The organism is Streptomyces sp. NPDC088116 (genome assembly GCF_044741745.1).
Taxonomy (GTDB): Bacteria; Actinomycetota; Actinomycetes; order Streptomycetales; family Streptomycetaceae; genus Streptomyces.
The window spans coordinates 1-16,173 of the sequence record NZ_JBIUTF010000007.1 but is presented as its reverse complement, the minus strand read 5'-3'; the positions used below and the strand labels follow the sequence as shown (position 1 = coordinate 16,173).

Sequence of the window (16,173 nt, the reverse complement as noted above, 5' to 3'; positions counted from 1 at the left end):
CCGCAAGCGATCTCCTGAGAATTTGTCGACAGGACGGCCATTAGTGCCGCGACCGGCCCCAGGGTCCCTAGTAGGAGGCGTGCGCGCAGGTGATCAGGGTGCGGAGTTCGACGTTGAGGTAATTGCCGTGTGCGAGCAGTTCGGTGAGCTGTCCGAAGGACGCCCACCGGAAACCGGGCGGGCAGTGCACGGGGATCTCCGATCCCGCCTCGATCACCAGATACCGGTTGCGCGCGTGGTAGAAGCGCCCGCCCTCCTCGGACTGCACCACGTCGTAGCGGATCCGGTCGGGCCCGGCGGCCCGTACGTAGTCGAGGTACGGGGATGCCTCGTCGGGCGGCTCGGGCGACCTGAGCTGTACGGTCGGCCCGAACTCGGCGACGTTGAGCGTGCCGATGTCCGACCGGGCCGCCACCAGGGCGTGCAGTACGCCGTTGATCCGCCGGGCGATCAGGGCCACCAGGCCCTGGGAGCACGGCCGCAGCAACGGCTGGGTCCACGAGGCGACTTCGCGCTGCTCCGCGGTGACATCGACGGCCATGACCTCGAAGCCCCGACCGCTCTCGTGCCCGATCGTGGTCGGCGTGCGGTGCCAGCCGTCCTCGTACGCGCGGTTCAGCGGCACGCTCTGCTGGCGCAGTACGCGCAGCGCCTGGACGTCGGTGAGGCAGCTGGTGATCGCGTGCAGATCGTGCAGCGGGGCGCCGTTTCCGTAGAAGGACCGCCGCAGTGCGGCCGGCCACCCGTCGTCACCGGCGTCGTCCCCGGGTTCGGCATGCGCGGTCGGCAGGCAGGCCAGCACACTGCGGGTGTCCATGTTGACGAGGTCGTCGTCCATCATCAGCCTACGGATCTGACCGAGCGTCAGCCATCGGAAGGAGTCGTCGGCCGCCACGTCCGCGGCGACCTCCACGACCATGTTCCGGTTGCGCTTGTGCAGGAACCAGTCTCCCTGTTCCGACTGGATGGTGTCGGCCAGCACCCGGCGGCCCGGCCGGTGGATGAAGTGGTCGAGGAACGGGGTCGGGCGGCCGTGGTGCACCTCGTCGAAGTTGCTCCGGGTGGCCTGCACCGTGGGGGACAGCTGGAGCCCGTTGACGTTGCCGGGCTCCGGCTTGGCCTGCACCAGGAAGTGCAGCACCCCGTCGAACTCGCGGGCCAGGATGCCCAGCAGCCCCACCTCGGGCTGCACGATGATCGGACAGACCCGGTCGGCGGGGGCGGTGTCGGAGCTGCTTCGCAGCCCTTCGATGGAGAAGAAACGGCCGCTCTCGTGGCGCAGATTGCCGGTGCCGGGTTCGAAGTGCCAGTGCTGGAGCCTCTCGAACGGGATGGGCTCGGCGTGGAAGTGGTGGGCCCGCCCGTACTCGGCCAGCCAGCCGGGCACCCCCGCCATCGGGGTGACCCGGCTGTCGAGCGCGTCGGCCGACGCGCGTACCCGCTCCGCCGTACGCCGCCGGTCGGCGTAGTCGGCATTGGCGACGGCCCCCGGCGCGAGGGGTCTTGTCCCTCTGGTGCTGTCGTCCGGGAGCAGTGGGGCGAGCGCGCTGACGATGGCCGCGCACACCTCGGCCGTGCGCTGGTACAGGAAGAAGTGCCCGCCGGGGAAGGTACGCACATGGGCCCTGGCCGCCACGTCCCGCCATGCCGCCGCCTCTTCCACGGTGACGTCGGGGTCGTCGACACCGGTGAGCACGGTCAGCGGGCACGCCAGGGGCGCCCCGGGGCGGTGCACGTAGTGGCCCACCGCCCGGTAGTCGTTGCGGATCGCGGGCAGGACGAGTTCCAGGAGTTCCGGGTCGGTGAGCAGGCTCTGGTCGGTGCCGTCGAGCGAGCGGAGTTCGGCTATGAGCCGCTCGTCGTCGTACAGGTGCACCGCGGTGCGCCGGCTGGTGGTGGGTGCCCGGCGGCCGGAGACCACCAGGGCGGCCGGACCCGTCCCGCGCCGCTCCAGCACCCGGGCGACCTCGTAGGCGACGGTGGCCCCCATGCTGTGCCCGAAGAGCACCAGGGGGCGGTCGGACTGGGCCCCCAGCACGTCGGCCAGCGGCCCGACCAGGCTCTCGACGTTGTCGATCAGCGGCTCGGCCCGGCGGTCCTGGCGGCCGGGGTACTGGACGGCCAGCACCTCGACCTCGTCCGGCAGCTCCCGGACGAACGGCAGGAACGAGCTGGCCGAGCCACCGGCGTGCGGGAAGCAGACCAGTCGCACCGCGGGCGCGGCGCACGGACGATACCGGCGGAGCCAGAGGTCGGACAGGTTACGCAGATCCACAGATGTCGACACGAAAGTCATCGTCCTTTCCTAAGGGGCTGCTCCTGAGGGGCTCCCACCAGGCGCGGTTCTCGCGATACCAGCGCACGGTGTCCGCCAGTCCCTCGTCGATATCGACCCGCGGCGCGTAGCCCAGTTCGGTGGATATCTTGGTGAAATCAACCGAATAGCGCCGGTCGTGGCCCTTGCGGTCAGGCACCTGCCGTACCGCCGACCGGTCGGCTCCGCACAGTTTCAGCAGGCGATCGGTCAGTTCGGCGTTGGTCAACTCCGTACCACCGCCGACGTTGTAGACCTCGCCGGGACGTCCGCCCAGGGCCACCAGCGCGATGGCCCGGCAGTGGTCGTCCACGTGCAGCCAGTCGCGCCGGTTCTCGCCGTCGCCGTAGAGCGGGACGGTCCCGCCGTCGAGCAGGCCGGCGGTGAACAGCGGAATGATCTTCTCCGGGTACTGGTACGGCCCGTAGTTGTTGGAGCAGCGGGTCACACACACCGGCAGTTGGTGCGTGCGGTGGTACGCCAGCGTCAGCAGGTCGGACGACGCCTTCGACGCGGCGTAGGGGGAGTTGGGGCTCAGCGGCCGGTCCTCCGTCCAGGACCCCCGCGGGATCGAGCCGTACACCTCGTCCGTCGAGACGTGTACGAACCGGCCGGGGCGTACCTTCAGCGCCTCCTGGAGCAGGGTCTGCGTGCCCAGCACGTTTGTACGGACGAAGGATCCGGCGTCCTGGATCGATCGGTCCACATGCGACTCGGCCGCGAAGTGGACCACCAGATCGGCCCCCGCCATGGCCCAGGTGACCAGGGAGCGGTCGCAGATGTCGCCGTGGAAGATCCGCAGCCGGGGTGAGTCGCCGACCGGGGCGAGGTTGGCGAGGTTGCCGGCGTAGGTGAGCGCGTCCAGGACCGTCACCTCCGGATGGCCGAACTCCGGTAGCGAGCCGTCCAGCAGCAGAGTGACGAAACGCGAGCCGATGAACCCGGCGCCGCCGGTCACCAGGATCCGGCGGGGCGCCTCAGACGGCTTCGGGGGCACGGGACGCCACCTCCGTCAGATAGGCGCCGTATGCCGACGTACCGAGTTCGCGGCCCAGTTCGTGGAGTGCGTCCGCGTCGATGAAGCCCATGTGCAGTGCGATCTCCTCGACACAGGCGATCCGCACCCCCTGACGCTGCCCCAGCAGCTGGACGTACTGGCCCGCCTGGAGCAGTGAGTCGTGCGTGCCCATGTCCAACCAGGCGAATCCGTGGCCCAGTTCGATCAGCTGGGCGCGCTTCTGCTCCATGTAGACCCTGTTGACCTCGGTGATCTCCAACTCGCCGCGCGCGGAGGGCTGGATGCTCCCGGCGATGTCGACGACGTCGTTGTCGTAGAGGTAGAGCCCGGTGACGGCGAGGTTGGAGCGGGGCTGGGCGGGCTTCTCCTCCAGGGAGAGCAGCCGCCCCTCGCTGTCGATCTCACCGACCCCGTAGCGCCGTGGGTCGGCCACCGGGTAGCCGAACAGCACGCAGCCGTCCAGGTGCCGGATGCTGCCCTGCAGTACGGAGGAGAACCCGGGACCGTGGAAGATGTTGTCGCCCAGGATCAGGGCCACCGGGGAGTCGCCGATATGGCGGGCGCCGATGGTGAGGGCCTGGGCGATGCCCCCGGGCTCGGGCTGCGCCTCGTAACTGATGTCGACGCCGATCCGGGACCCGTCGCCCAGCATCAGCCGGAACATGTCGATGTGTTCGGTGGAGGAGATGACCAGGATCTCGCGGATACCGGCCAGCATGAGCACGGACAGCGGGTAGTAGATCATCGGCTTGTCGTAGACCGGCAGCAGTTGCTTGGACAGGGACCCGGTCAGCGGCCGCAGCCGGGTGCCTCCGCCGCCGGCCAGGATGATCCCCTTCATCGGGTTCCTCGGGGGGCGCCCTGTCGTGGTCTCGGTCATCTGTTCTCCGTCGTTGGAGGGAGACGGCGGCCGTCGGGGGGCGTTGACGCTGAGTGCCGGGTCGTTGCCGGTCCGTCGGGGGGCGTTGACGCTGAGTGCCGGGTCGTTGCCGGTCCATCAGGGGACGTTGACGCTGAGTGCCGGGTCGTTGCCGGTCCATCAGGGGGCGTTGACGCTGAGTGCCGGGTCGTTGCCGGTCCATCAGGGGACGTTGACGCTGCCAGTCCGTTCTGCGTTGGCCCGTAACCGGGCAGTCCCACGGCCGTCGTACGGACCGCCTGCGCCACGGAGTCGATCTCGTCGTCCCGCAGGTGCGGTCCCATCGGCAGGCTGAGCACCTCGGCCGCCAGGCGTTCGGCGCGCGGATGGCTGCCGTCCGGTCCGCCGGCCGGGTCATCGGCGTAGGCCAGCGACCGGTGTGGCGGGACGGGGTAGTGGATCAGGGTCGCCACCCCGGCCGCCTGGAGCCCGCGTTGCAGGGCGTCGCGGTCCTGACAGCGGATCACATACTGATGCCACACCGGGTCGGCCCACGGGGCGGTGACCGGGACGCCGATTCCCGCGACGGAACCCAGGGCGCGGGTGTAGCGGGCGGCGGCCCGCACCCTGCGGGCGTTCCAGGCGTCCAGGCGCGGCAGTTTGGCCCGCAGTACGGCGGCCTGGAACTCGTCGAGCCGGGCGTTGGTGGCACGTATCTCGTGCTGGTACTTCTCGCGGGAGCCGCAGTTGCGCAGCATCCGTATCCGCTCGGCCAGGCCGGCGTCCGCGGTGACCACCGCGCCGGCGTCGCCCATGGCTCCGAGGTTCTTGGCGGGATAGAAGCTGAAGGCGACCACCTGACCGGAGCCGATCCGGCGGCCCCGGTAGCGGGCGCCGTGTGCCTGCGCGGCGTCCTCCACCACGGCCAGCCCGTGCCGTTCGGCGATCGCCAGCAGCGGGTCCAGGTCGGCGGGGTGACCGTACAGGTCGACCGGCATCACGGCCCTGGTGCGGGCGGTGATGGCCGCCTCGACCAGCGCCGGGTCCATGGACAGCCCGTCCGGGGACGCGTCGACGGGGACCGGCTGCGCCCCGCTGGCGGAGACGGCCAGCCAGGTGCCCGTGAAGGTGTGCGCCGGAACCACCACTTCGTCACCGGGTCCGATCCCCAGCCCGCGGAGCGCCAGTTCCAGCGCGTCGCATCCACTGCCGACGGCGACGCAGTGATCGTTGCCGCAGTACGCGGCGAACTCCTCCTCGAAAGCCGCCAGTTCCTCACCGAGCAGATAGCGACCGGACGCGGCCACCCGGCGCAGGGCCGCGTCTATGTCGGCCCGCAGCTCCCGGTAGACCGCTTCCAGATCGAGGAAGGCCACATTCACTTCAGACTCCATGCGTCGCGCAGGAAGGTGTCGTAGTCGCGGTAGTAGTCGGACTCCTCGTAGTGCCGTGAGGCGAGGACCAGGGCGACCGTCTCCGGGGCGAAGTCCTTCAGGACCCGCCACACCATGGGACTGATGTAGAGCCCGGCTCCGGGCTCCTCCAGCCGGTAGGTGGTGTGCTGGAATCCGTCGTCGAGGGTGATCGAGAACCCACCGTGCACGGCGATGACGAGCTGTTCCAGGGTGCGGTGCGCGTGCAGGCCGCGAGGTGGCGAGGACTCGGGCTGACCGTGCATGTAGTAGACACGCTCGATGGCGAAGTCCACGGTCATGCCGGACTCGACCACGGAGAGGCTGCCACGCGGATCGATGTGCTGCTCCAGCCTGATCAGCCGGCACGGCTTGATCCTGCCGACCTGACCGGCGTTGGAGGACTCAGCTGTCTTCTCGGCGATTTCGGCGCTCCTCTCGGGACGGGCGCGGTGCCGCGACCGGTACGGATCGCGGCCCTTGGGGCCGACGGCTCGGGTCGGGGACTCGGCCGGGGACTTCGGCCGGGGTTCCGGTCGGGGGCTCCGGCCAGGGACTTCGATCGGGAACTTCGACCGGGAAATTCGACCGGGAAATTCGACTGGGAACTTCGACTGGGGACTTCGACCGGGGACTTCGACCGATGGCCCCGGTCGGGGACTCCGGTCGTCGGGGACTCCGACCGACGGCTCCGGTCGGGGACTCCGGTCAGCGCCACTCGATGTGGACGGGCAGGTACTTCGCGGTGAGTTGATCGGCTTCGTAGAAGCGCGCACCACCGTGGTCGATACGGAAACTCTCGATCCGGTCCAGCATGAGTTCCAGCATCACCTTGCCCTCCAGCCGCGCCAGAAAGGCGCCCAGGCAATGGTGGATGCCATGTCCGAAAGCCATGTGCCGAGTTCCGCCGGAGCGTCGGATATCGAATGTGTCGGGGTCGGGGAAGTGCTCGGGGTCGCGGTTGGCCGACTGGCTCCACGCGATAATCATCTGCCCCTTCTTCATGGTGGGGCCGAGAATTCCGGTGTCCTCTTTGAGGAACCGGAAAATGTTGTTGAAGGGGCTGCGATAGCGCAGCGTCTCCTCGATCGCACCCGGCACCAGTTCATGGTCGGCGCGGAGATCCGTCAATGCCTGCGGATTCTCCTCCAATACCAGGAAAAGATTGCTCAGCAGCGTGCTGGACGACACGTGCCCGGCGGTGAGCAGCAGGGCGACGATATTGACGATCTCGACGTCGGTGAGCCGGCGGCCCTCCTGTTCGGCCTGGGCCAGGCCGCTGATCAGGTCGTCGACCGGGGCCTCGCGCTTGGCGTGGATATGACCCAGGAGATATTCGGTCATCTCCCCCAGCGCGGGCGCGATCGTCTCGCCGAAGTTGTCCGGGAGGTTCGGGTACTCCAGGCCGTCGTTGGTGAGCAGCGTGTCGACCCAGCCGCGGAACACATCGCGGTCGTCGGTCGGGATACCCAGCAGTTCCGCGATGACGATCACCGGCAGCGTGTAGGCGATGTCGCCGACCACATCGATGGTCTCCCGGCCGCGTACCCGGTCGAGCAGTTCCCCGGCGATGACCCGGATCCGCGGCTCCTGGGCGGCCATCCGCTTGGGCGTGAACGCCTGGCTGACCAGCTTGCGCATGGGGCCGTGGGCGGGCGGGTCCAGGGCGCCGATGGTGCCGGGACCGATGATCATCTCCAGCTCGGGCGGGGTCGTCGCGATCTCGTTGAAATCGGAGGAGAAGAACTGCGGATTGTTCGAGACCGTCAGGTAGTCGTCGTACCGGAAGACCTGCCAAGCCTGGCGGCCCTCGTCCCAGAAGACCGGGTGATGGGTCCGGTTGAAAGCGAACCATTCCAGAAGCTCCTGAGCGTTCGCCTCCTTGCTGAGCTCCAACGGCTCTGTCATGGCCTCGGCCATATACCTGCTCCTTGACGAAAGTAGTGTGGGCGAATCCGGCTGCGCTACGCGGAAGTGGTACGCGGGGGAGATGACCTCTGGTGATGGCCTCTGGTGATGACCTCTGGTGATACAGAGCCACTCAGGTTCTTCTCAGGTCCTTCTCAGGTCCTTCGACGTCGGCGAAGCGTACGAAGCGCGAAGTTCACCGCCAAGACGAACCTGACATAATTTCCGCCCCGCCTGGATTCCCCTGGACGCGCTCTGGTTCACGCCTCCAGGAAACCGGCACGGTGCACACCTCCAGGAAACCAGGGCACCTGACCGGGGACTTGACACATTCAGCCGCTGATCGTTGACCTCTGCTCTCCCACGGCTTTCCGTTGCACCGACAGGGAGGTAGGAATTCTGTGACAGGGCATGGTGACTCGCGAAGAATGCCGGCGTCCGAAGGCCTCATGGCGAAAGGCGGTGACGGCCGGACCGATGCCGTCGCCGTCATCGGCATGTCCTGCCGCTTCCCGGGCGCGCCCGGGATCGGGGAGTTCTGGGAGCTGTTGAGGTCCGGAGGCGAGGCGATCGGCCGGGCGGCCGACGGCCGGCGGCGCGGCACCATCGACGGAGCCGGCGACTTCGACGCCGCCTTCTTCGGCATGTCACCACGTGAGGCGGCCGTCACCGACCCGCAGCAGCGCCTGGTGCTGGAGCTGGGCTGGGAGGCGCTGGAGGACGCCGGGATCGTGCCGGGGTCCCTGCGCGGCGAGGCGGTGAGCGTGTTCATGGGGGCCATGAACGACGACTACGCCACGCTGCTGCACCGGGCCGGCGCGCCGGTCGGCACCCACACCGCCACCGGACTCCAGCGCGCGATGCTCGCCAACCGGCTGTCGTACTTCCTCGGCACACGTGGCCCAAGCCTGCTGATCGACACCGCGCAGTCGTCGTCGCTGGTCGCTGTGGCGCTCGCGGTCGAGAGCCTGCGCGGCGGGACGTCGCGGCTCGCCCTCGCCGGAGGCGTCAACCTGATCCTCGCCGAGGACGGATCGGCCGCCATGGAACGGCTCGGCGCGCTCTCCCCCGACGGCCGCTGCTACACCTTCGACGCCCGTGCCAACGGTTACGTTCGCGGAGAGGGCGGAGCCGTCGTCGTACTGAAGCGCCTCGCCGACGCCCTGGCCGACGGTGACCGGGTGTACTGCACCGTACGCGGCGCCGCGACCGGCAACGACGGCGGTGGCCCCGGGTTGACCGCCCCCGACCGCGCGGGCCAGGAGGCGGTGCTCCGGGCGGCCTGCGACCAGGCCGGGGTACGCCCCGCGGACGTGCGCTTCGTCGAACTGCACGGGACGGGCACTCCGGTGGGCGACCCGGTCGAGGCACATGCCTTGGGTGCGGTGTACGGCCCCGGGCGGGCGGCGGACTCGCCACTGCTGGTGGGTTCCGTGAAGACAAACATCGGTCATCTGGAAGGCGCCGCGGGCGTCGCGGGGCTGGTCAAGGCCGCGCTGTGCCTGCGTGAGCGCACCCTGCCCGCCACCCTGAACCATGACACCCCCAGCCCGGCCATCCCGCTGGAGCAACTCCGGCTGAAGGTGCAGACGGCCCGCGCCGAACTCCGCCCAGGTCCGGACGGCGCCCCGCTGCTGGCCGGGGTCAGCGCGTTCGGCATGGGCGGAACCAACTGCCATGTGGTGCTGGAGCAGGCACCGGAGGGGCCAGAGACTCCTCAGATGGGGGCGGCGGCGCCGTTGGAATCGGCTGTGCCGTCGGTGCCGTCGGTGCCGTCGGTGACGTCGGTGACGGCGGTGCCGCTGCTGTTGCTGTCGGCTCGTTCGGGGACGGCATTGCGGGCTCAGGCGGAACGCCTGCGTGCACATCTGACGCGTACCGGCGCGGCCCCACGGGATGTCGCGTATTCACTGGCCACCACCCGCACACTGTTCGAGCACCGCGCCGCACTGCCCTGCGGCGACACCGAGCAACTTGCCACCGCCCTCGGCAAGCTGGCGGACGGCGAGATCCCGGCGGGCGGGCGGGTCGGCGCAGCCGACCTGGGTGGCGGAACAGCGATGATGTTCGCGGGCCAGGGGGCGCAACGCGCCGGAATGGGGCAAGAACTCCACGCCTCGGATGCCGAGTTCGCCGCTGCCTTGGACGAAGTCTGCGCGGAACTCGACACCCACCTCACCAACCCATCGCTGTCTCTGCGTGACGTGATGTTCGCACCGTCACCGGCAGACCTGCTGGACCAGACCGTATACACCCAGCCCGCGCTCTTCGCGCTGGAGACCGCCCTCTACCGGACCCTGACCAGGCGGGGTGTCCGGCCGGACATGCTCCTCGGCCACTCCGTCGGCGAAATCGCCGCAGCCCACGCCGCCGGCATCTTCTCCCTCAGCGACGCCGCACGACTGGTCACCGCACGAGGCCGACTCATGGGCGCGCTACCTCCGGGTGGAGGCATGCTCTCCGTACGGACAACGGAAGAGCACGTCACCCACCTGCTCACCGAGACCGGGCAGGCGGCTGGGCCGGTGTCGATAGCGGCCGTCAACGGCCCGACGTCAATCGTCCTGTCCGGGCAGACCGCAGCGCTGGAGACGATCTCCGGGCAGCTCACCGCACAGGGCATCCGCACCACCTGGCTGAAGGTCTCCCACGCCTTCCACTCCGCCCTCATGGACCCCGTACTCCACCAACTCCGGCAGACCGCCGAAACCATCCACTACCACCCACCCCACACCCCCTTCATCCCCAGCGCCGTCACCCACCACGCCCCCATCACCCCCGACTACTGGGTCGAACACGCCCGCACCACAGTCCACTTCACCAACGCCCTCCACACAGCCCAGACCAACGGCGCCACCATCTACCTCGAAATCGGCCCCCAAGCCACCCTCACCGCCATGGCCGATCAGAACCTCGAGACCACCAACGCACCACCCCTCCTCCTCCCCACACTCCGCCGCAACCGACCGGAGTGGGATTCGCTGCTGGAGACAGTCGCGACCATCGGCGTACGAGGAGACGACGTCGACTGGTCAACCCTCTACGAGCGAAGCGGAGCCCAGCGAACCGACCTGCCGACCTACGCCTTCCAACGCAGCCGCTACTGGGCAAAGGCGCTGGACAGTGATCAGGCTGCCCCTGCGGGGGCACACACCGCCGATGTACCCGACTCGCTCCCGGACGTCCCTGCCGACGAACCACGCCTGACGGCCGAGCCGAATTCGGTCGATTCGCCTGAGCGGCTGCTCCGACTGGTCGTCGAGACCACGGCGACCGTTCTGGGGCACGACAGCTCCGAGGAGGTCGTGCTCGATCGGACCTTCACTTCCCAGGGGCTTGATTCCGTGACCGCGGTCGAGCTGTGCGACCTGCTGGGCGCGGCCCTCGGCCGTACGCTCGCCCCCACGCTCGTCTACAACCTGCCCACGCCACACGTCCTGGCCGACCACCTGGCCGGCACTCCGCACAGCGAGCCCTCGGTCGGCCAGGCCACCCCGGTCACCGCAGCAGCCCCGGCTGATGACCCGATCGCCATCGTCGGCGTCGGGTGCCGCTTCCCCGGAGGGGCGGACTCGCGCACGGGCCTGTGGGACCTGGTCGCCACGGGTACGGACGCGATCTCCCCGTTCCCCACCGATCGCGGCTGGAACGTGGAAGAGCTGTACGACCCCGAACCCGGCATCCCGGGCAAGAGTTACGTACGCGAGGGCGGATTCCTGCACGGCGCAGCCGAGTTCGACCCCGAGTTCTTCGGCATCTCACCCCGCGAGGCCACCGCCATGGACCCCCAGCAACGCCTGCTGCTGGAAACCTCATGGGAAGCTCTGGAGGATGCCGGGGTCGTCCCCGAGTCGCTGCGGGGCGGCGACACCGGCGTATTCGTCGGCGCGGTCGCGCCGGAATACGGGCCAAGGCTGCACGAAGGAGCGGACGGCCACGAGGGGTACCTGCTCACTGGCACCACGGCGAGTGTGGCCTCGGGCAGGATCGCTTACGTACTCGGCACGCGCGGCCCGGCGTTGACCGTGGATACGGCCTGTTCGTCGTCGTTGGTGGCCTTGCATCTGGCGGTGCAGTCGCTGCGCCGGGGCGAATGCACCATGGCTCTGGCAGGCGGCGCCACGGTGATGTCCGGGCCGGGCATGTTCGTGGAGTTCTCCCAGCAGAGGGGGCTCGCGCCGAACGGCCGGTGCAAGCCGTTCTCGGCCGATGCCGATGGCACCGCGTGGTCGGACGGCATCGGGATGCTGGCACTTGAACGCCTCTCGGACGCGCGGCGTCAGGGGCATCGGGTGCTGGCGGTGGTACGGGGCAGCGCGGTCAACCAGGACGGTGCCAGCAACGGACTTACGGCCCCGAGCGGGCCCGCCCAACAGAAGGTCATCCGTGAGGCGCTGGCCGATGCGGGACTGGCCCCCGGGGACATCGACGCCGTGGAAGCCCACGGAACCGGCACTCCGCTCGGCGACCCCATCGAGGCCGAGGTGCTCCTCGCCACCTACGGCAAAGACCGCCAGGACACGCCCGTATGGCTCGGTTCGTTGAAGTCCAACATCGGGCATACGCAAGCGGCTGCCGGAGTCGCCGGCATCATCAAAATGATCCAGGCGATACGCCACAGCACGCTGCCCCGTACCCTCCACGTCGATGCCCCGTCCTCGCGTATCGACTGGAACGCCGGCGACCTCCAACTCCTCACGCAGGCGCGGCCGTGGCCCGTACGCGAAGACCGTCCACGCCGGGCCGCCGTCTCCGCCTTCGGCGTCAGCGGCACCAACGCCCACCTCATCCTCGAAGAACCACCACCACCGTCCGATACGGCGACCACCACCGCTGAACCGCCCGCCCTCCTGCCATGGTTGCTATCGGCCCGCTCCGAAGAGGCATTGCGCGGCCAGGCCGCCCGGCTGCGCACCCATCTGGAACACACCGACGCCGATCCCTTGGATGTGGCCTACTCGCTGGCCACCACCCGCTCGTCCTTCACCGAACGAGCAGTCGTCCTGGGACGCGACCGCACACAGCTGCTGACCGGGCTGGACAGCCTCGCCCAAGGCCACCAGACCCCCGACGTCATACACGGCACCGCAACACGCGGCCACCGCACCGCCATGCTCTTCGCAGGCCAAGGAGCGCAACGGGCAGGAATGGGACGCGAACTCCACGCTTCGGATCCCGAGTTCGCGACCGCCCTGGACGAAGTCTGCGCGGAACTCGACACCCACCTCACCAACCGGTCCCCGTCTCTGCGTGACGTGATGTTCGCACCGTCACCGGCAGACCTGCTGGACCAGACCGAATACACCCAGCCCGCACTCTTCGCGCTGGAGACCGCCCTCTACCGGACCCTGACCAGGCGGGGTGTCCGGCCGGACATGCTCCTCGGCCACTCCGTCGGCGAAATCGCCGCAGCCCACGCCGCCGGCATCTTCACCCTCCACGACGCCGCACGACTGGTCACCGCACGAGGCCGACTCATGAGCGCACTGCCTCCCGGCGGGAGCATGCTCTCCGTACAAGCAACCGAAGAACACGTCACCCACCTGCTCACCGAGACCGGGCAGGCGGCTGGGCCGGTGTCGATAGCGGCCGTCAACGGCCCGACGTCAATCGTCCTGTCCGGGCAGACCGCAGCGCTGGAGACGATCTCCGGGCAGCTCACCGCACAGGGCATCCGCACCACCTGGCTGAAGGTCTCCCACGCCTTCCACTCCGCCCTCATGGACCCCGTACTCCACCAACTCCGCCAAACCGCCGAAACCATCGACTACCACCCGCCTCACACCCCCTTCATCCCCAGTGCCGTCACGGAACATGACCCCACCACCCCCGACTACTGGGTCGAACACGCCCGCACCACAGTCCACTTCACCAACGCCCTCCACACAGCCCAGACCAACGGCGCCACCATCTACCTCGAAATCGGCCCCCAAGCCACCCTCACCGCCATGACCGATCAGAACCTCGAGACCACCAACGCACCACCCCTCCTCCTCCCCACACTCCGCCGCAACCGACCGGAGTGGGATTCGCTGCTGGAGACAGTCGCGACCATCGGCGTACGAGGAGACGACGTCGACTGGTCAACCCTCTACGAGCGAAGCGGAGCCCAGCGAACCGACCTGCCGACCTACGCCTTCCAACGCAGCCGCTACTGGCTGAACCCTGCCCTTGCCCCCACCGCCCGTGACGTATCCGGGACGAGCGAGGCATCGGTGACGGACCGACTGCGTTACCGCGTTGCCTGGCAGGCCGCGGCCGAGAAAGGCACCGTACGCTCGGCGGAGCGGTGGCTGATGCTCGTACCGGACGACCCGGCGGACGCCGGACTCACCGTCGGTATCGAGCGCGAACTCACCGCTCGCGGGACCGATGTCCACAGCGTGGGGATTCCGGTCGGTGCCGACCGGGAGACGATCGCGCGGCTGCTGCGGACGGCTGAGGCGGGCGAGGCGGGCGAGGCCGGTGACGCGGTCACCCGGTGCACGCGCGTTCTGTGGCTCGCCACCGCCGCGCCGCGCCTCGTCGACGCCGTGGCCTTGGTCCAAGCCCTGGCGGAGGCAGGGCCGATGGCCCCGCTGTGGATCGCCACGCGTGGTGCGGTCGCCGCCCAGCCGGGCGAAGAACCCTCCGTCGCCGGAGCGCAGCTTTGGGGACTGGGTCAGGTCGCGGGCGTGGAACTCGCCGAGCGCTGGGGCGGTTTGGTGGATCTGCCCGTCGATCCGGCCCCTGCCGCGCTTCGCGCGCTTGCCGGCGTGCTGGTCGCGGATGCCCCGGACAACCAGCTCGCGGTGCGCGCCTGCGGCGCTTTCGTCCGCCGTGTGGTGCCCGCACCCGGACGGCCCGTGCGGCGCGACTGGAAGCCCTCCGGCACCGTCTTGATCACCGGTGGCACCGGCGCGCTGGGCGCGCAGGCAGCCCGCAGGCTTGCCCGCGCCGGAGCACCGCATCTGCTGCTGGTCAGCCGCCGGGGAGACGCCGGCCCCGGAGTGAACGACCTGGTCGAGGAGTTGACCGTACTCGGCGTCGAAGTAACCGTCGCGGCGTGCGATGTCGCGGACCGGAACGCGCTGACCGCCCTGCTCGCCGGTGTTCCCGACGACCGGCCACTGACCGCCGTGCTGCATACGGCAGGGGTGCTCGGCGACGGAGTCCTCGACGGGCTCGGCCCCGAGCGGATCGATGACGTCCTGCGCGCCAAGACCACTGCCGCACGCCACTTGGACGAGCTCACCGCCAACCTTCCGCTGGATGCCTTTGTGCTCTTCTCCTCGATCGTCGGGGTGTGGGGCAACGGCGGTCAGGCCACCTACGCGGCCGCCAACGCCGCGCTCGACGCGCTCGCACAGCGGCGGGCGGCGCGGGGACAGCGCGCCACCTCGATCGCGTGGGGGCCGTGGGCCGGCGCGGGGATGGCGGCCGGAACGGGGGCGAGGTCCTTCGAGCGGGACGGTATCGAGGGGCTGGCCCCGGAGCAGGCCCTCGACATCCTGGACCAGGCGGTCTGCGCCGACGAGACCTCCCTGATCGTCGCCGATGTGGACTGGGCCGCCTTCCTGACCCGATCGGCATCCCGGCTGTCCCGGCCACTGTTCGACGGTGTCCCGGCGGCGCGTGCCGCGCGGGCGGAGGCGGACCAACCTGTCGGGGCAAAGGAGCCGGCCGGCGGACACACCTGGTTGTCGGAGGGGTCGGGGGCTTCAGGGCTCTCGGGGCTCTCGGGGCTCTCCATCGCGGAACGACAGTGGGAACTGCTGGACCTGGTGCGTGCCAAGGCCGCCGAGGTACTTCGGCACGGCTCGGCTGCGGCAATCGATCCGGAAACGGCGTTCAGGGAAAGCGGCTTCGACTCCCTCACCCTCCTTGAACTGCGCAATCGATTGACCGCCGCCACTGGGCTCAGCCTCCCCAGCACCCTGCTGTTCGACCGCCCGACTCCGACCGCTCTGGCACGGCACCTGCACGACGAACTATTCGGCGCCGACACGAGCGCGGCAGGTTCGGCAGGGACGGCCATCCGGCCCGTGGCCGATCCCGAGGAGCCGATCGCGGTGGTGGGTATGGCGTGCCGCTATCCCGGCGGAGTGGCCTCTCCGGAGGAGTTGTGGGACCTGGTGGCCACGGGTACGGACGTGATCTCCGCGTTCCCCACCGGTCGCGGCTGGGACGTGGAAGAGCTGTACGACCCCGAACCCGGCACCCCGGGCAAGAGTTACGTACGCCAGGGCGGATTCCTGCACGAGGCAGCCGAGTTCGACCCCGAGTTCTTCGGCATCTCACCCCGCGAGGCCACCGCCATGGACCCCCAGCAACGCCTGCTGCTGGAAACCTCATGGGAGGCACTGGAGCGGGCCGGAATCAAACCGGAGATGTTACGCGGAACCCGCACCGGCGTGTTCTCGGGCGCTTCCCAACAGGACTATGCCGGCCAGTTGCACGACGCCGCCGAAAAGTTCGGCGGCCACCTGCTCACCGGCAACCTGACCAGCGTGATCTCGGGTCGGGTGGCTTATACGTTGGGCCTGGAAGGCCCGGCCCTGACCGTGGATACGGCCTGCTCGTCATCGCTGGTCGCCATGCACCTCGCCATCCAGTCACTGCGCCGGGGCGAATGCGACCTGGCCCTGGCAGGCGGCACCACCATCATGGCCACCCCCACCGT

7 protein-coding genes are annotated in these 16,173 nt (G+C 69.4%); 1 reads left to right on the top strand and 6 read right to left on the bottom strand.

All coding sequences use genetic code 11. From position 1 onward, the window contains the following. Window positions 1-67 precede the first annotated feature (67 nt). From ACIOJD_RS26335 to ACIOJD_RS26310, 6 genes are read right to left on the bottom strand one after another with little or no spacing between them, the layout of a single operon-like run. Window positions 68-2,287, bottom strand: coding sequence for an alpha/beta fold hydrolase (locus tag ACIOJD_RS26335; protein ID WP_401918074.1), 2,220 nt, complete (start codon window positions 2,285-2,287; stop codon window positions 68-70). Next, window positions 2,262-3,311 (bottom strand): dTDP-glucose 4,6-dehydratase, encoded by a 1,050-nt coding sequence (gene rfbB / locus ACIOJD_RS26330; protein WP_401918072.1) that lies wholly within the window; start codon window positions 3,309-3,311, stop codon window positions 2,262-2,264. Before rfbB ends, ACIOJD_RS26335 begins: the two co-directional genes overlap by 26 nt. Next, a complete protein-coding gene (rfbA, locus tag ACIOJD_RS26325; protein WP_401918812.1) occupies window positions 3,292-4,173 on the bottom strand; it encodes a glucose-1-phosphate thymidylyltransferase RfbA in 882 nt (293 codons plus the stop codon). Before rfbA ends, rfbB begins: the two co-directional genes overlap by 20 nt. A gap of 35 nt (window positions 4,174-4,208) precedes the next feature. Then, window positions 4,209-5,573, bottom strand: a complete 1,365-nt coding sequence (locus ACIOJD_RS26320; RefSeq protein WP_401918070.1) for an aminotransferase class I/II-fold pyridoxal phosphate-dependent enzyme — start codon at window positions 5,571-5,573, stop codon at window positions 4,209-4,211. Beyond that, window positions 5,570-6,379 carry a WxcM-like domain-containing protein gene (locus ACIOJD_RS26315; protein WP_401918068.1) on the bottom strand — a complete coding sequence of 270 codons (810 nt, stop codon included), beginning with the start codon at window positions 6,377-6,379 and terminating at the stop codon, window positions 5,570-5,572. The genes ACIOJD_RS26320 and ACIOJD_RS26315 overlap by 4 nt, the downstream gene beginning before the upstream one ends. After that, the gene (locus tag ACIOJD_RS26310; protein WP_401918067.1) at window positions 6,312-7,523 is read right to left on the bottom strand and encodes a cytochrome P450; all 1,212 of its coding nucleotides are present in this window, start codon (window positions 7,521-7,523) and stop codon (window positions 6,312-6,314) included. The genes ACIOJD_RS26315 and ACIOJD_RS26310 overlap by 68 nt, the downstream gene beginning before the upstream one ends. Before the next feature lie 416 nt (window positions 7,524-7,939). Here ACIOJD_RS26310 and ACIOJD_RS26305 point away from each other — a divergent pair. Beyond that, the coding region (locus ACIOJD_RS26305; RefSeq protein ID WP_401918065.1) for an SDR family NAD(P)-dependent oxidoreductase at window positions 7,940-16,173 on the top strand (8,234 nt) is incomplete at its 3' end.

Coding starts and splice junctions, on each gene's coding strand:
- rfbA (WP_401918812.1), bottom strand. CDS start 4,173: ATGAAGGGGATCATCCTGGCCGGCGGCGGAGGCACCCGGCTGCGGCCG.
- ACIOJD_RS26310 (WP_401918067.1), bottom strand. CDS start 7,523: ATGGCCGAGGCCATGACAGAGCCGTTGGAGCTCAGCAAGGAGGCGAAC.